The following is a 16,471-nucleotide window of genomic DNA, read 5'->3' as shown; positions in this document are numbered from 1 at the left end:
CGGACCCGCCGGATGCCGGACCCTCGTCGCATGCCGGACCCGCCGGATGCCGGGCCCACCGCGTGCCGGACCCACCGCGTGACCGCACGGCAGGGCCGGCGTTTAGCCCGACAGAACCCGGGCACCGGGGACGGGATCGACCCGAACGCGGAGGAACCCATGGCCGGCACCACCATCGACGGCGCGGACATCCGGCTGCCGGCCGTCATCCTCGGCGTCGGCCTCGGCGGGTTCGTCGACGGCATCGTCCTGCACCAGGTGCTCCAGTGGCACCACATGCTCAGCAGCACCGGCAGCGACAACGTCGGGATCAGGGCGTATCCGGTGGACACCGTGCCCGGGTTGCAGATGAACACCCTGTGGGACGGACTGTTCCACGTGGTGACCTGGGTGGCGGTGCTCACCGGGCTGGCCCTGCTCCACTCCCGGGTCACCCGGTCCCGGGGCCGACTGTGGCGCTCCGGGGTGCTCTGGGGCTGGGCACTGGTCGGGTGGGGACTGTTCAACCTGGTCGAAGGGGTGATCGACCACCATCTGCTCGGCATCCACCACGTACACGGTGGTCCGCACCAGACCGCCTGGGACGTCGGCTTCCTGCTGCTCGGGGCGGCACTGGTGGCCCTCGGCTGGGCGGTCCAGCGTCGCGCCACGGCCGTGGACACCTGCGCCGGGCCGCGATGACCGGGGCGCACGACGGCGGGGTCGGACCGCTGCTGCTCGTACCGGCGATGGTGTTCTGGGGTTATCTGGCCGCCGCCCTGCGCCAGGGTGACCCGGGGCGGGCCGGTTGGAGCCACTGGCGGACCGCCAGTTTCGGCGCGGGCGCTGCGCTGCTCGCGGTGGCCCTGCTGCTGCCCGCCCACGACCTGGTCGGGCACATGTGGCAGCACCTGCTGGTCGGGATGCTCGCGCCGCTCGGGCTGGTGCTCGGCGCACCAGGCACGCTGGCCCTGCGGACGGTACGCCCCCGGGCCGGCCGGGCCGCGCTGCGGCTGCTGCGGCATCCCGCCGTGGCGGTGGCCACCCACCCGGTCACCGGCCTGCTGCTCACCGCCGGGGGCCTGTACCTGTTGCACCTGACGCCGCTGTACCGGGCCACCCTGACCCACCCCGGCCTGCACCCGCTGCTCCTGCTGCACTTCCTGCTCAGCGGGTACGCCTTCACCTGGGCGATCGCCGGCCCCGACCCCGGGCCGCACCGCCCCGGCGTGCCGGTGCGCCTGGTGGTGCTGGGCCTGTCCGTCGCCGCCCACGCCACCCTGGCCCAGCTGATGTACGCCGGCCTGGTCGACGCCGACGCCCCCGCCGACCAACTACGGACGGCGGCGACCCTGATGTACTACGTCGGCGACCTGGCCGAGATCCTGCTCGCGCTGGCCCTGCTGGTGACCTGGCGGCCCGAACCCCGCCGGAACGGGTCGACGGCCGTCCGGCCGCACCGGCGTCGCCGGGTGGGCCCGGTCAGGGCTTGAGCAGGGCGACGATCTCGGCGGCGAGGTCCTCCGGCGCGCGGCCGTCGGTCACCACCGTCGCCGTCGCGACCTCCGCGTAGAGCGGCCGACGCTGGTCCATCAGGTGCTTGAGGGTGGCGCGCGGATTCACCGACAGCAACGGCCGGCCGGCACCGAGCCCGACCCGCTTCACCGCGTCGGGCAACTCCACCGACAGGTGCACCACGGTGTGCCCGACCAACGCGGCCCGGTTATCCTCGGCGAGGATCGCCCCACCGCCGAGGGCGAGCACCCCGGCGTGCGACGTCAGCGCCGCCAGCACCGCGGCCCGTTCCAGGGCCCGGAAGTGCGCCTCGCCCTCGTCGATGAAGATCTCCGGGATCGGCTTGCCGGCCATCTGCTCGATGTCGGTGTCGGTGTCCCGGAACGCCACCCCGAGCAGGGTGGCCAGCTCCGCGCCGACGGTGCTCTTGCCGGAGCCGGGCGCCCCGACCAGCACGCAGACAGGCTTCGTCACTGGTCCAGCCTTTCGTTCGCGACTGCGGGGCTCCGCTGCGCTGCACTCCTCGCCCTCACCGAAGCCAGCCCTTCTTGGCAGCCGGCGCTCACCGGATGATCAGCGCGTCGAGGTAGCCGGCAAGGTTGCGGCGGATCTCGGCCACCGAGTCACCGCCGAACTTCTCCATGGTGGCCTCGGCGAGGACCAACGCCACCATCGCCTCCGCGACCACCGCCGCAGCAGGAACCGCACACACATCCGACCGTTGGTTGATCGCCGTCGCCGGCTCACCCGTGGTCACATCCACCGTGGCCAACGCCCGGTTCAACGACGAGATCGGCTTCATCGCCGCCCGCACCCGCACCGGCTCACCCGTGGTGATCCCACCCTCCAGACCACCCGCCCGGTCGGTGACCCGACGCACCCCGGTCGCGGTGGGCATGATCTCGTCGTGCGCCTCCGAGCCTCGGGACCGGGCCTGTTGCCACCCGTCCCCGATCTCGACGCCCTTGATCGCCTGGATCGACATCAACGCCGTCGCCAACCGGGCATCAAGCTTCCGATCCCACTGCACATGACTACCCAGACCCGGCGGCACCCCATACGCCAACACCTCCACCACCCCACCCAGCGTGTCAGCAGCCTTCTTCGCAGCATCCACCTCAGCGACCATCCGGACACTCGCGTCCGGATCGAGACACCGCAACGGGTCCGCGTCGATCCGCTCAGCATCCTCCGGCACCGGCCGCAAACCGGGCTTCGCGGCCACCGAACCCAACTCCACCACGTGCGACACGATCTCGATGCCGAGGGCCTGCTTCACCAGGGCCTTCGCCACGGTGCCCACGGCCACCCGCGCAGCCGTCTCCCGGGCGCTGGCCCGCTCCAGGATCGGCCGCGCATCCGTGTGACCGTACTTCTGCATGCCGGCCAGGTCGGCGTGGCCGGGCCGGGGACGGGTCAGCGGAGCGTTCCGGGCCTGACTCGCCAACTCGTCCGCATCCACCGGGTCGGCGGCCATCACCGTCTGCCACTTCGGCCACTCCGAGTTCCCCACCCGGATCGCGACCGGACTGCCCAGCGTGACGCCGTGCCGCAGACCACCGACGACCTCGACCTCATCCTGCTCGAACGCCATCCGCGCACCCCGGCCATAACCCAACCGACGCCGCGCCAACTCACCCACGATGTCACCAGAAGTCACCGCCACCCCGGCGGGAACCCCCTCCAACAACGCCACCAGAGCCGGACCATGCGATTCACCTGCAGTCAGCCAACGCAACACGACGGTCAGTCTGTCACGCCCGGTGCCGGCGTCGGCACCCTGTCCGGTCCGTCCCGCCCTGCGGACGCCGAGCTGCGCCGGGCGGGCCGCCGACCGGGTTCACGACCAGTCGAAGCGCATACCCAGTCGTTGTTCCAACGCCGCGTTGTGCGGGGCGAAGTGCACGCTCAACTCTTCCCGTACCTGCTCGGGCATGGCGCTGCTGCGGCGGTGGTTGTGCGCCTCGTACGCGGCGAGCTGGTGCGGGGGCAGACCGAGGAAGTCCAACACCCGGGCGTACGTGGCGGCCGGCTCGGCGTACAGCGTCTCGCTGGGCAGGATCAGCAGCTGGGAACGGTCGAACCGGTCCAGCCACGGCGTCAGGTGCTCCAGGTAGCGGCCCCGGGCCCGGTAGGTGTACCAGTCGTACGCCTCGCTGAAGTACGTCGGGTCGGCGATCAGCTTCTCCCGCTCCCCCGCCGTCCGCTCCTCCTCCCGGGCCAGCGCCTCGACGAAGTCCAACGGCTCCTTGCCCTCCGTGCGCCGCTCCTTCCAGTGCGAGTACGCCCGCTCCACGGGGTCCCGGAGCAGGAAGATCAACCGGACGTCGGGCATCAGCTCGGCTACCCGCTGCGCGGCGAGCGGGTGGAACATGTACAGCGGGGCGGCCTCACCGACGCGGACCGGCCCGCCGTGCCGACGTTCCAGGGCCTGCCGGTGCCGCACGGTCGGGAAGTGCGAGCGGTACCACGCCTCGCCCCGACCCCAGTTCTCCTCGAAGTAGTGCGAGGTCTTGGTGTTCCAGGCCGGGAAGAGCCGGGGCACCAGGGGGTGCGCCAGCAGGTAGCGCCACAGCGAGGTGGTGCCGCCCCGCTTGGTGCCGGTGATCAGGAAGTCGGGCAGCGGCCGACGGTCGCTGGTGCGTTCGCCGTACCGGACCAGCGAGCTGCGTACCTGGTGGGTGACCTGGTGCGGGACCACACCCTTGAGGCGGTCGCGGATCGTCATCGTCTCCCTCTCGTCACGCCGGTTTCGGCCTGAGCATCGTCACGGCGGCCTCGGCCCGAACGCCTCATGCCGGTTTCGGCCTGAGCATCGTCACGGCGGCCCGGACCGTACCCCGGACCCGCCGGTCCAGCAGCAGCCCGGCGGCGACGACCGCCAGCACCGCCAGGGCCAGCGCCAGACCGGCCACGCCCCGGCCGGCGACCAGCGCGCTGAGCACCGCCACCACGGCCGCACCGCCGCCGGCCCCGAGCGCCGCCCAACCCACCGACCGGGTGAGCAGCGGCTCGCCGATCGCCACCCGGGCGGCGATCGCGGCCAGCACGTTCTCGGCGACCACGCCGGCCGTCCAGGCGTACGCCGCGCCGAGCGCCCCGTGGTCGGGGATGAGCAGGAAACCCAGGCCGACGGTGAGCGCCAGCCCCACCACGGTGGCCTGGAGGTGCCGGGTGCTGTTGCCGCTCATCAGCAGCATGGTCTGCACGATCCCCACCCCGGAGTTGACGAGCATCGCGAAGGCGAGCACCGCCAGCGGGGCGGCCCCGACGGTGAACCCGTCACCGAAGAGGCTGAGGAACCCGGGCGCGAACACCGCCAGCAGCAGGTACGCCGGCCAGGACAGCAGGATGATCACGACGGTGACCCGCCGGTAGACCAGCGCCGCGTCGGCGGTGCGCCCCTGCCCGAGCAGCCGGGAGAGCTGGGGCGCGACGGCCACCCGCAACCCCTGCATGATCAGCAGCCCGGCCAGGGCGTACCGGCCGACCGCGCCGAAGACACCTGACTCGTCCGCACCGGCCAGCGCCGCGGTGAGCAACACCCCGACCCACATGCTGCTCGCGTCGATCGCCGCCGACACCGCCCGGGGCAGCGCGAAGCCCCAGAGGGTACGCCAGTCCGCGCCGTCCGGCCGCAGCCGCGCCCCCGCCAGCACCCCGAGCGGACGCAGCAGCAGGACGGCGGCGGCGACCACGGCCAACGCCACCGGCAGCAGCCAACCGCCGAACCCGACGGCCACCCCGGCCCCGGTGGCGACCGTCGCCAGCAGCAGTACGGGTCGGGCCAGCGGCACCAGCACGTACTGGATGCCGATCACGGCGGTCACCGGGCGGACCGCCCGGACGGCGGCGAGCAGCACGGTCATCGCCACGGTGACCGGCAGGGCGAGGAACGCCAGCCGCAGCAGTGTCGGCCCGTCCGACCGCTCGAAGAAGACCGGGGCGAGCCGGTCGGCGGTGAACGCGCCCACCGTCGCGACGACCCCGGTGAGCAGCAGCACCGGCAGCAACGCCACCGGCAGCAGCCGGGCGGCGTCACCGTCGACACCGGTGCGGCGTCGGGGCAGCGCCCAGACCAGCGCGGTGTCCGCACCGGCGCAGCAGATCGCGCCCAGAATGGAGACCACACCGATGGCGGTGAACAGCGCACCCGATCCGTCGGTGCCGAAACCGCGCACGATGACCACGGTGAGCAGGAAACCCAGCGCGCCGTTGACCGCCGCGCCGACCAGCCCCACCGCGCCGCTGCGGGCGCTGCGGCGGACCTCCCCGGCGCCGCTCGCCGCGTCGGAGGTGTCCGCCACCGGCCCGGCCGGTGCGTCGGCCGCCGTGGCACGGCGGTCGACCTGCCGAGGAGCCGCGGGTGTGGTCCCGGTCCCGGTGCCCGGATGGCTCATGTCCGCTCCCTGCCGTCCTCGGTGCCGGTCTGGTCTGCGGTCCGGGTGGCGGTCCGGACCGGTGGGGTGGGCCCGTCGGGCCGGGCCGGTTGCACCACGGTGGGTGCGTCCACCCCGCCACCCGGCCGGGACCCGCCGCCCGGAGCCGGGGCCGAGGTCGGCGATGGGACCGACGGCCGGGCCGAAGCCTGGGCGGCAGCGGGCAGCGGCGGTGAAAGCGGCCGGGGCGAAGCCTGGGTAGCGGCCGGCACCGACGGTGGGACCGACGGCCGGACCGAAGCCTGGGTGGCGGCCGGCACCGGGTGCGGCGCAGCGGCGGAAGCCGGAGCGGGAGCCGGAGCCGGAGCCGGAGCGGAAACCGGAGCCGGAGCCGGAGCGGAAGCGGAAGCGGAAGCGGGAGCCGGAGCCGGAGCGGAAGCCGGGAGCGGGGGCCAGGCCGGGGCCGGGGCCGACGGCGACGCGCTCCGGCCGGCGGGAGCGGGAGCCGGGTCCGCAGCGGGTGCCGAAGCCGGACCTGGGGCCGGATTCGGCACCGGACTCGGGCCCGGGGTTGGAACTCGGCTCGGGGCCGGGGCCAGCACTGGGGCTGGGGCTGGGGCTGGGGCCGGGGCCGCGGGGCGGGGCGGGACCGGGGTCGGGGGTGGGGTCGCGCCCCGGGGGGCGGACGGGGAAGCGCTGGCCGTGACCCTGGTGGGCGGGGACGGGACGCTGGCGGTGGCTCGGCCACGCGTGGCCGGGGCGGTGCCGGTGGCGCTGGGGGGCGGGACGGTGGCCGATGCCCTGGTCGGCACGGATGCCGTTCCGGTCGCCGCCGTCGGCGGGCCGGTGAGCGCCGCCGTCGGCGGGCCGGAGGCCGCCGCGGTGGGGCGGGGTGCGCGGGGCTCGACGACTCCGGGCGCGAGGGTCACCGGGCGGTTCACCGGCCCGCTGACCGCCGCCAACCCGACCCCGACCGCATAGAAGATCACCGACATGTTGGGGTCGATGTAGGCGTACACGGGGATCACCACCAGGGCGATCACCGGGATGGTGCTCAGCCACTGCCCGGCCGGGGAGACCGCGCCGGCGAGCCGCTTGGCGATCAGCACCAGCCAGGCCAGGAAGGCGACCAGGGCCGGGATGCCGTGGCTGTAGAGCACCTGCCAGATCATGCCCTGGGTGCCCGGCGGCTCCTCGGCGAGCGTGGTGTCGACGCTGTTGGGTGCGCCGTACCCGAGCAGCGGCGAGCGTTCGACGGCCTGGAGGGTACGCACGTAGAGGTCCATCCGGTCGACGTTGGTGTCGGTGCTGCTGACCCGGTTGTCGATCAGCTCCTGCACGGGCACCACCAGGCTGACCACCCAGACCAGCAGCACCAGCCCGCCGATCGAGGCGATCAGCTTGGCGTTGCCCCGTACCAGCGCCCGCAGGCCCAGGTAGGTCAGTCCCGCGCCGAGGCCGAGGAACATGCCCCGGTTGAGGGTCATGAACGCCGGCACCATCGACAGCGGCAACGACACCAGCAGCGCCACCCGGAACTTGCCGGTACGCACCGACGTCAGGTACGCCAGCACACACGGCACCAGCAGCGCGTACGCCGTGCCCCAGTTGTTGGTGTACGGGTAGGGCGCAGCGGTCCGGTAGATCGGGGCGCGCGAGACCGGGTTGAACTCGTTGGCCCGCACGTGGGTCAGCGCCTGGATGAACCGCTCCCCCGACATGCTGCCCGGCAGCAGCAGTTCCATCGGGGTGGTGAGCTGGAAGCGGGGGGCCAGCACCGCCAGCCAGCCCAGGGCGACCACGCCCAGCCAGTACCAGCCGAGGGGGCGGAGCACCTGGGCCCAGGGGACGCCGTCGCGGACCAGGTTGTAGACGTACACGCAGACGATCAGGGCGGTGACCATGAAGCCGAGCCGCAACCCGGAGGTGAGGTAGGCGGTGGCCCGGTCCAGCCGGGTGAAGCTGAGCAGCACCAGCGCCAGCAGCACCATCCAGCAGGCCGTGCCGGCGGGCAACGCCACCCGGCCCCGGGTGACCATCAGGCCCAGCAGCACCAGTCCGAACGCCGACCAGCCGAGGTAGAAGCCGCCGAGCGCCCACCACAGCGGCATCAACCCGAACATGGCCAACAGCGGCCAGGTGGGCAGCGGCGGCAGTCCGGTCGGCGACGTGCCGGCCCGACGCCGCCGGTCAGACACCTCGACCCCGACGCTGGGCCAGTCGGAGCACCCGTTCCCCGGAGAGCAGCCCGAGCACCACCGGGACGGTCACCAGCACCCGCTTCTCCCGGGGGTTGAGCCGGACCACCCGGCCGAGTTCCCGGACCGCCTCCCGCCGCCGTCGGCCGGAGGCGAGCGCGAAGGCGATCTGGCCGTGCAGCCGGGCCAGGCCGGTCCGGCTGCCCGCCAGCTCGGGGTGCTTGTCCAGCAGGTAGCGGGTGGCCTCGACGATGGTCGCCCAGCGGCCGAAGAAGAACGATCCGCCGTGCCAGTCGACCACCACCAGCACCTCGGGCACGATCACCACCGGGCCGTGCGCGGCGATCCGCAGCAGCCACTCGTAGTCCTCGCCGTAGCCGCCGGGCAGCTCCTCGTCGACCGGGCCGATGGCGTCCCAGGTCGAGCGGCGGATCAGGATGGTGCTGGAGTGCACCTCCATGATCCGGTCCTCGACGAAGTCGGGGAGGGTGACCTCGGCCCGGTCGAGTTGGCGTTCCTTGGCGATGCCGGGGCCCTCCAGCCGGATGCCGCAGCTCGCGGCGGCGGCGTCGGGGCGCTGCGCCAGCAGCTCGACCTGCCGGCGCAGCTTCGCCGGCAGCCAGAAGTCGTCGTCGTCGCAGAACGCGACCAGGTCGGCGGTGGCCTCGTCGGCGCCGGTGTTGCGACCGCCGGGCAGGCCCTGCCGGTGGGCGTTGTTGACATAGCGGAGGCTACGGCCGGCCGGGACGTCCACGGCCAGCTCGCGCAGGTCGGTGTGGTCGTAGACGACGATGCACTCCACCGGGCCGGGGTAGTCCTGGCCGAGCACGGCACCCACGGCCCGTTCCAGCAGGCCGGGCCGGTCCCGGGTGGCGATCACCACGGTCACCGGCGGGTGCTGCCCGACGGCCGTCGACTCAGTCACGTTTCTCTCCCGTCACCACGAATCCGACCGGCTCGACGCCCACCGCGCGCAGCCGTTCCACCAGTTGGCTCAGCCGGCCGGTGCGGGTCTTGTCCCGGGCGGCGACCAGCACGGCCCGGCCCTCCCGGGCGGCTCGCACGCCCCGCTCGTCGTGCAGGGCGGGAGGCGCGTCGATCACGGTGACGCCACCGCCGGTCGGGGCGTCCAGCGGGACCAGGTGCACCGCGCCGGACCCGATGCGCAGCTCCTCACCGTCGACCGTGGGGGTCTCCTTGGGCAGCACCCGGGGGATGATCTCGGTCTTGTCCGCCGAGGTGGTGGTGGAGCGGTAGACCCCGCCGTTCTTCGGGTCCTCGGTGGGGAACGGCCGGGGCTTGCGGACCGGCTGGATGATCATGGTGTCTTCCGGGCTGCCCATCGGGGCGGTGGCCGCCGGTGCCGGGACGGCGCTGGGCGCCGGGCGCGGGCGGGGCACCCGGGGGCGGGTCGGTTCGGTGGCCGGGTGGCGGCGCTGGGCGTCCTGGAGCAACGGCCGGATCCGGTCCCGGCTCTCTGGGGCCACCCCGAGCCGCACCTCGTGCCCGCCCTGGGCGAGCGCCGCGGCGATCCCGGCGGTGACCTGTTCGCGTCGCTCGTCGGCGGCGCTGGACAGCAGTACCAGCGGCAGCGGTCTCGGCCCGTCCACCCAGCGGCTCAGGGCCAGCACCAGGTAGCGCAGGTCGGTGTCGGAGAGCCGCCCGGAGCGGTCCCGCCCGACGGTCCCCAGCAGCGGGGCACCGACCAGCGCGGACGCCTCGTCGGCGGTACGCACCCGGCGGTCCATGGACTCCCGGACGAAGGCGACCAGACCGCCGACCAGCAGCCCGCCGAGCAGCCCGGCGACCAGGATCAGCGGGGCGGCGTCCCGGCTCGACGGGACGGGGGCGCGGGCGGCGCTGGTGACCGATCCGGGGCTCAGATCCGCCGAGCCGATCTTGGAACGCTGCTCGGCGAGGGTCGCCAGCTGGTCGTTGAGCGCCCGCAGCTGGTCCAGCAGGGCGCTGGTGCGCGGCGACGGGGTGGAGGAGTTCTGGTTGGCCGGCAACGACCGTTGGGTGGTGGTGCGCTGGCTGGTGACCAGGGCGATCGTGTCGTCGTACGACTTGAGCACGGCGGCGCGCTGGTTCTCGTACATCCCCTTGCGCAGTTCGAGGTACGCCTCGGCGGCGCCGTTCGCGCCGTCCACCGCCTCGGCCTCGCTGTGCCCGGAGTAGCTGAACCGCATCACCTGTCCACCGACCGGGGTTTCCACGGTGAGCGCGTCGGCCACGCCGGTGGTGTCCCGGCCGGTGATCGAGGCGACCTTGTCGATGACCCCGTTGCTGGTGGCGATCCCGCTCTCCGCGGTCATGTTGACCGCCCGGTCGGCACCACCGGAGGGCACCGAGAACGGGTCGGTGACCACCGGGCGGACCACCACGGCCGTGGTGGCGGTGTAGGTGGCGGGAAAGACCAGCAGGTAGGCGGCCACCAGTAACAGCACCAACCCGGTGGCGGCGAGCACCGTGCGCCACCGCCGCACCGGGATACGGGCCAACTCGGCCAGGCCGACCGGGCGCTGCCGGGCGGGAGTGACGTCGGTCACGTCCATCAGTCAGGTCCTCTAGCGATGAGGGGGGTGGGCAGGTCGGCGTGGGCCGGACGTCGGCCCCGGTGCGAGCCGCCGGTCGTCCTATTGTCGCCGACCGTTCACTTATGGTCGACAGCCGACCGGTCCCCTGCGCGACGGGCGGCCCGCCGGTGCCTCGGGGACACCGGCGGACCGCCCGTACCAAAGGTGGGTCAGGAGGTGGCGAAGAACAGCGTCTTGCTCGACCAGTCCACGCCGGCACCGGCCGGCGCGATCTCCACCGAGGCGGCGCCGTCGACGGCGACCTCGTCGAACGGCACGGCGCGCAGCGAGCCGTTGGTGTTGCCATAGACGATCTTGCCGTTGACCCAGGCCATCCCCCGCACGGAGCCCCAGTTCAGGCCCACGCTCGGCAGGGTGAACTCGGTGCAGCCCACCACGTAGCCGTCCGGCTCCAGGTAGCGGTAGAACAACTTGTTGGTGCCGGCCTTGGTGTAGTACATCCGGCCGTCGAGGTAGAACGCGCCGGCCATGGTCGCCGGGTTGAACCAGTCGTTGTAGCCGCTGCTGACCCAGGGTGCGCCCACCGAACCGCCGGTGAACATCGACACACCCAGGTAGCTGCCACCGGCGGCGGTCGCGTCGGTCTTGGACCAGTAGAGCTTGTTGCCGACCGAGAAGGCCGCGCCGGCCGCGGTGAGGTTCGCCTGCGCGCTGCCCGCCGGCGTGCCCAGCGTGCTGCCGTCGAACGGCACCCGGGTGGTCTGCCCGTTGCCGGTGCCGACGTACAGGTAACCCGACGACGCCGTCGGCGCGTTGGTCGCCGCGACCGTACGCCCACCGGCGAGCGGGAACAGGCCCATCCGCCCGTGGTACTCGTTGCCCAGCCCGTCGGAGTCGAAGCCGGCGTACAGGCCGGTGCTGCCCCGCCACAGCTCCCACATGATCGGGCCCCAGGTGGTGGTGCCCGCCGGGGCGCCCGACCGGGTCGGGTTCCAGACCAGCGGCAGGCCGTTGATCGGGTCCAGCGCGCCCAGGCCGAACCGGTTGACCGCGCCACTGCCGGCCGAGTCGTTGCCGTTGGCGTTGCTCAGCCAGCGGAAGTGACCGCCGACGTAGACCACGTTGTCGGCCACCTCGAGGGAGGTCACCGAGTCGGTGCCGGTGTAGTTGACCCAGGTGGCGTCCAGGGCCGTACCCCGGTCAGCGGTCTCGAACCGGGCGATGGCGTCGCAGTACGCCCCGTCGCCCCGGCCACCATCGGCGATGATCACGAAGTATGAGCCGTCGTCGGAGAAGTCGACGTCCCGGGCGTAGAACGGGAACGAGCCGCTGTAGCAGGGCGCCACGTAGCGCTGGGTGCTCCAGTTGGCGACCGCCGGGGTGCCGTCCAGGTCGACGACCACCACCTGGTTGCGGGGCTGGCCGTTGACCTCGGTGAAGTTGCCCACCGCGACCAGGGTCTTGTTGTCGGGTGCGACGGCGAGACCCCAGACCAGCTCACTGCTGGCCCGGGCGACGCTGGCGTCGATCTGGAAGCTCGGGTCGATCGCACCGGTGGTCGCGTCGAGCCGGGCCAGCAGCGAGTGCTCGGTGCCGTTGACCCAGTGGAACGCGCCCGCGATGTAGAGCTTGTTGCCGACCACGACGGTCCGGCGGACCAGTCCGCCGTCACTGCGGCCGACCCAGCCGGTGATCGTCGCGCCGGTGGCCGGGTCCAGCTGGACGAGGTTCTTGCGGCTGACCCCGTTGACGTTCTTGAACGCGCCGCCGACGATCAGCTTGCCGTCCGGGCTCACCGCGAGGGCGTGCACCGCACCGTCCAGGGTCGGGGCGAAGTCGGCCTTCAACGCCCCGCTGCTGCGGTCGTAGGCGAACAGGTAGTTGCGGGAGGTCCAGCTCGTGCCCCCGGCGGCCTTGACCGAGGTGAACGAGCCACCCACGTAGATCGTGTTACCGATCTCGGCGAACGCCTTGGTGTCGCCGTCCTGCGCGTGCGGAATGTTGTCCGCCGGGTTCGCCGACGTGAGAGTGCTGGTCACCGGGGTGAGGTCCGCCGCGTGGGCGGGCGCGGCCAGCAGGCTGACCGCGAGCACCGGTACGGCGAGAGCGGCGAACCACCGCCGCCACACCGGTCGAGACGTTCTGTGAAGCACTGGCGCCCCCAAAATGAAGTGAGATCACGCGTAGCTTGCTCTGCCCGGACATTTCGCACCATCAACCGACCGGTCCACTCGACCACCGGCTCGGTCCGGTCCTGCCGTACGGGTCGCGTCCGGGCGACCCACGGAGGACGAGGATTGCGCATCGACCGGCGGGACCCGTCACCGGCCTGCCCGGTCCCGGCCGGCCTCACGCCGGCTCCGCCCACCGGAACGGCGGGACCGTGCCGGTGGTGGTGACCGTCCAGGATGCCGCGCTGGCCAGGTCGTCGCCCGTGACGGCGTCGGCCTCCCGGGCCAGCACCAGGCCCCGCCGGTCGAGTTCCCGGGCCATCTCGACCTGGTGGTCGTCGACGTGTTCGCCGTGCCGGGCCCGGCGCGGCACGTAGACGGCACGGCGTCCGGCCCGCATCGCGGCCAGCGCCGAACCGACCCCGGCGTGGGTGACGATCACGTCGGCCTCCCGCATGGCCTGCTGCATCTCGGCGTGCGGCACCTGCCGGCGGGCCCCGGCCGGCATCCGGGGGATCCGGGTCGACCCCACCTGCCAGAGCACCTCCGCCTCGGGGGGCACCACGTCGACCAGGCGTTGCAGCAGGCGCGGAAAGCCGAAGCGGGACTGGGTGCCGAGGGTCACCACGATCCGGGAGACCGGGCGCGGGGCGGCGGGTGCGGGCAGGTAGCCGTCGAAGATGGAACCGCCGTAGCGCCACCGGCCGTCCGCCCAACCCGGGTACTGGGTGTAGAGCCGGGTCCGGGGCACCCGGGCGACCAGCCGACCGGTCAGCGACGGGCCCTCGGTGCGGGTGGCGCTCTCGATGTAGTGGCAGTCGAGGCCGTGCCGCACGGCGGGCAGGAAGAACGACATGGCGACGCTGGCACCGGTGCTGACCACCCGGCGGAACCGTCCGCCGCAGAGCACCCGGCGGGCGGCCAGCAGATCGCGCAGCGCACCGACCGGGTCCCGGGTGGCGGCCGGCGGCACGTGGATGACCTCGTGTCCGTGGAGCAGCGAGCGGCTCTGCGGGGAGTCGAACGTCGCCCAGACGCAGTCGTCCTGCACCCCGAGCCGGGGCAGCAGATCGTGCAGCTCGGCGAGGTGCCCACCGGTGGAGGCGACGAGGAGGGTGGTCACGGTGGTGGCCCAACTTCCGTTCGAGGAGTGGTGGGGGCCGGGTCCGTCGCGGCGCGGGGAGGGGTAGCGCCGGTCCGGACGGGGAGGGGGTCAGGTACCGGTGGTCAGCCGGTCGGCGTTGCGCGGTGCCGGGTCGGCAGGCGTCCCCGGCGGGCGGACCCGGCCGTCGGCGACCAGCACGGCGAGCACCATCACGCCGGTCAGCAGGGTGCCGAAGAACCAGCCGCCGAAGACGTCGGTGAGCCAGTGCTTCTCGGCGTAGATGCGGGTGTAGCCCTCCACCGTGACCAGCACCGCCAGGGCGGTGACCAGGCCGATCAGCACCCTACGCGGAATCCGCCAGGTCAGCGCGGCCAGCACCAGGATGGTGCCGAAGGTCATCAGCACCCGGGCGCAGCCGCCGGAGGGGTAGGTGCCCAGGTCGGTCGGCGGGTGGCCCCGGTCGACGACCTTCGCGAGGATCGTCTGGGTGTACTGCTCGACGACGAACTGCAACGGCATCGCCACCAGCGGAATCCACCAGCGGCGGCGACGCCAGGCGATGGCGAAGCCGATCGCGGCCACCACGGTCACCCACTTGAGCGGGTAGCGGTCGCCGATCGGGGAGATGAACAGGTTGACGTCTTCCCAGAAGCCGACCCGGTGGGCGTGCACGTAGTCGAAGACGGGGTGGTCGACGTGGGGTTCGAGCCGGGAGATCGCCTCACCGAGCGGCCAGCAGACGGCGACGACCGCCGCTGCACCGGCCAGCAGCACCACCAGCGCCGCTCCGGTCCGACCGAACGCGGCGGTCAGCCCGGCGAGGGCGATCCGGAAGCGTTCGGCCGTCCGGCCGGTGTCGACGGCCGACGCCCACCGGGCCGCCAGCACCGGAACTGTCAGCAGGGGCACCAGCACGGCCAACACGGCCAACACGTAGACGATGGTCACCTGGGGTCACCGCCGCCCGAACGGCCGGCGGCCGGGGCGCAGGTGACCCCGAACTGATTGACGCGTGACGATCCCATCGTGCTCCCTGATTGTGCCGGCCATCGGCCGGGCCTCCCCACACCCCGGACGAGGTCCCCACGCCGTCCCGGGCCGCACCGACCACGCCGTCGCCGGCCAGTGGTCATCGAGTGGGGCCACCCTAATGGAACGTGAGCCGGCTTCGGTAGCGGCGGTGACGGCAGTGTGGGCTTTTCGCCGTTTTTCCGGTCGGGACCCCGACACTTGTCCCATTCACCGGGAGAAACCGCCGGTCAGGGGCCGGGTGAGCCCAGCCGGTCGGCGAGCGTGTGCAGCAGTGCGGGATGCAACTTCGCACTCCAGCCGCCCCCGCCGGCTGCCAGTTCCGCCGTCCGCAACCACAGCTCGACGAGATATGCGTCGGCGACGAATTGACGCCCCGCCGGGTCCAGGCCGAACGCCGGGCCGTGCCGGTCCAACAGCTCGACCATCTCGCCGGTCGCCCCCGCCACGTCCCGGCCGGCCAGCGACAACGCGCTCTGGAAACCCTGGTGGGCGAGGTCGAGCCCGAGGGGCCGGTCGGCACCGCTGTTCTCCCAGTCCCAGACGACCAACCGGCCCCGGTGCCGGCCGAGGTTCCACGGCACCCAGTCGCCGTGCCAGTGCCCGAACTCCACCGGCCGGTCGCCGTCACGGTCGACGAGGGCGGCCAGCGCCCCGACCACCGGACCACCGGCGGTCGCGGCCCGCGCGGTCACATCGGCCAGGAACGCCGAGCCGCGCAATGGGCGGCGGGCCGCCGCCGGGCCACCGCGGCGGGCCACCGCCAGCATCGCGGCCACCTCCGGGCGCAGCGGGTGACGCGGCCGGCGGATCCGAGCCGGCATCGGCTCGACCAGGGTCACCGCCAGGTCACCCCAGCTCACCTCGTCCAGCAGCCGGGGCACGTCCGGGAAGTCACCGCCGTCGCGGGGCAGATCCCGCAGCGCGGCGGCCTCCGCGCGGACCATCGCCCGGGTCGCGTCGTTCCACCCGATCTTCGCGTACGCCCGCGCGGCGCCCCGGTCGTCGAAGAGCTGCAACGTCGGCTTGTGGTGCGGGTCCGGCGGCCGGATGCCGATCGCGGCGTGCAGCGGTCGGCCAGCCAGCCGGCCCAGGTGCTCGGCGAGCAGCAACTCGGCCGGATCGGCGTCGGTGGGCACCGCGACGGTCAGCACCGGCATCCGGGCCAGCCCGGTCGCCCCGAGCCCGGCCAGCATCCCGACGGCCAACCGGTTGGCCCGCACCCGGGGCGGGCGCAGCGCGTTGTACGCCAGGGTCGACGCCGCGCCGACCCGGCGGGAGACGAGCGGGAGCAGGAACCTGGCCCGCTCCACCGAGGGCACCACGGCGTACCGGACGGCCGGGCGGTGGGTGGTGGGCACCGGGTCGGCCGGACCGCCGAGCCAGAGCCGGGGGTCACCGAAGATGGCCCGGGTCACCCAGCCCAGGCCGTCCTGCCGGGTCCGTGGGTCCGCCACCGCCGTCATGCCCTCTCCCGTCCTCGCCCGAGCGCCGCGCGCTGGCGGACACGATAGGGGCAGCGGGCAAGCAGCCGCCCGGCGGGCCGAGGCCCACCGGG

At 73.4% G+C, this 16,471-nt stretch carries 13 protein-coding genes; 2 read left to right on the top strand and 11 right to left on the bottom strand.

Annotated elements, in window-relative coordinates; all coding sequences use genetic code 11:
- The first annotated feature begins 159 nt into the window (after positions 1 to 159).
- Both J7462_RS31075 and J7462_RS31070 read left to right on the top strand, forming a co-directional pair.
- Complete coding sequence (locus J7462_RS31075) at positions 160 to 681, top strand: DUF2243 domain-containing protein (RefSeq protein WP_219469714.1); 522 nt, start codon at positions 160 to 162, stop codon at positions 679 to 681.
- Positions 678 to 1,472, top strand: a complete 795-nt coding sequence (locus J7462_RS31070; protein ID WP_219469711.1) for a cytochrome c oxidase assembly protein — start codon at positions 678 to 680, stop codon at positions 1,470 to 1,472. The genes J7462_RS31075 and J7462_RS31070 overlap by 4 nt, the downstream gene beginning before the upstream one ends.
- Here the strand turns inward: J7462_RS31070 and J7462_RS31065 are convergent.
- The 11 genes from J7462_RS31065 to J7462_RS31015 all read right to left on the bottom strand — a co-directional run bounded on the left by J7462_RS31065 (position 1,462) and on the right by J7462_RS31015 (position 16,379).
- Positions 1,462 to 1,968, bottom strand: a complete 507-nt coding sequence (locus tag J7462_RS31065) for a shikimate kinase (protein WP_219469708.1) — start codon at positions 1,966 to 1,968, stop codon at positions 1,462 to 1,464. The genes J7462_RS31070 and J7462_RS31065 overlap by 11 nt on opposite strands.
- A gap of 88 nt (positions 1,969 to 2,056) precedes the next feature.
- On the bottom strand, positions 2,057 to 3,235 hold the full coding sequence (gene aroC, locus J7462_RS31060; RefSeq protein ID WP_219469705.1) for a chorismate synthase: 1,179 nt from the start codon (positions 3,233 to 3,235) through the stop codon (positions 2,057 to 2,059).
- Positions 3,236 to 3,334: 99 nt separating this feature from the next.
- Positions 3,335 to 4,222 carry a sulfotransferase domain-containing protein gene (locus J7462_RS31055; RefSeq protein ID WP_219469702.1) on the bottom strand — a complete coding sequence of 296 codons (888 nt, stop codon included), beginning with the start codon at positions 4,220 to 4,222 and terminating at the stop codon, positions 3,335 to 3,337.
- A gap of 64 nt (positions 4,223 to 4,286) precedes the next feature.
- Positions 4,287 to 5,894: a lipopolysaccharide biosynthesis protein gene (locus tag J7462_RS31050; protein WP_219469700.1), complete on the bottom strand. Its 1,608-nt coding sequence runs from the start codon at positions 5,892 to 5,894 to the stop codon at positions 4,287 to 4,289.
- Positions 5,891 to 8,071: an O-antigen ligase gene (locus J7462_RS31045; RefSeq protein WP_219469697.1), complete on the bottom strand. Its 2,181-nt coding sequence runs from the start codon at positions 8,069 to 8,071 to the stop codon at positions 5,891 to 5,893. Before J7462_RS31045 ends, J7462_RS31050 begins: the two co-directional genes overlap by 4 nt.
- Positions 8,064 to 8,996: a glycosyltransferase family A protein gene (locus tag J7462_RS31040; RefSeq protein ID WP_219469693.1), complete on the bottom strand. Its 933-nt coding sequence runs from the start codon at positions 8,994 to 8,996 to the stop codon at positions 8,064 to 8,066. Before J7462_RS31040 ends, J7462_RS31045 begins: the two co-directional genes overlap by 8 nt.
- Positions 8,989 to 10,626: a hypothetical protein gene (locus tag J7462_RS31035; RefSeq protein WP_219469691.1), complete on the bottom strand. Its 1,638-nt coding sequence runs from the start codon at positions 10,624 to 10,626 to the stop codon at positions 8,989 to 8,991. The genes J7462_RS31040 and J7462_RS31035 overlap by 8 nt, the downstream gene beginning before the upstream one ends.
- A 191-nt stretch (positions 10,627 to 10,817) precedes the next feature.
- Positions 10,818 to 12,737: a delta-60 repeat domain-containing protein gene (locus tag J7462_RS31030; protein ID WP_219469688.1), complete on the bottom strand. Its 1,920-nt coding sequence runs from the start codon at positions 12,735 to 12,737 to the stop codon at positions 10,818 to 10,820.
- Positions 12,738 to 12,957: 220 nt separating this feature from the next.
- Positions 12,958 to 13,902 carry a glycosyltransferase gene (locus J7462_RS33505; RefSeq protein WP_219469685.1) on the bottom strand — a complete coding sequence of 315 codons (945 nt, stop codon included), beginning with the start codon at positions 13,900 to 13,902 and terminating at the stop codon, positions 12,958 to 12,960.
- Positions 13,903 to 13,992: 90 nt separating this feature from the next.
- Positions 13,993 to 14,832, bottom strand: a complete 840-nt coding sequence (locus tag J7462_RS33500) for a phosphatase PAP2 family protein (protein ID WP_219469682.1) — start codon at positions 14,830 to 14,832, stop codon at positions 13,993 to 13,995.
- A 311-nt stretch (positions 14,833 to 15,143) separates the two neighbouring features.
- Positions 15,144 to 16,379: a hypothetical protein gene (locus J7462_RS31015; RefSeq protein WP_219469679.1), complete on the bottom strand. Its 1,236-nt coding sequence runs from the start codon at positions 16,377 to 16,379 to the stop codon at positions 15,144 to 15,146.
- Between the last annotated feature and the right edge of the window lie 92 nt (positions 16,380 to 16,471).

It is taken from the genome of Micromonospora sp. RL09-050-HVF-A (assembly GCF_019374995.1).
Lineage (GTDB): Bacteria > Actinomycetota > Actinomycetes > Mycobacteriales > Micromonosporaceae > Micromonospora > Micromonospora antibiotica.
Note: the sequence above shows the minus strand (reverse complement) of the source record. Positions and strands in the feature narration are given on the sequence as shown.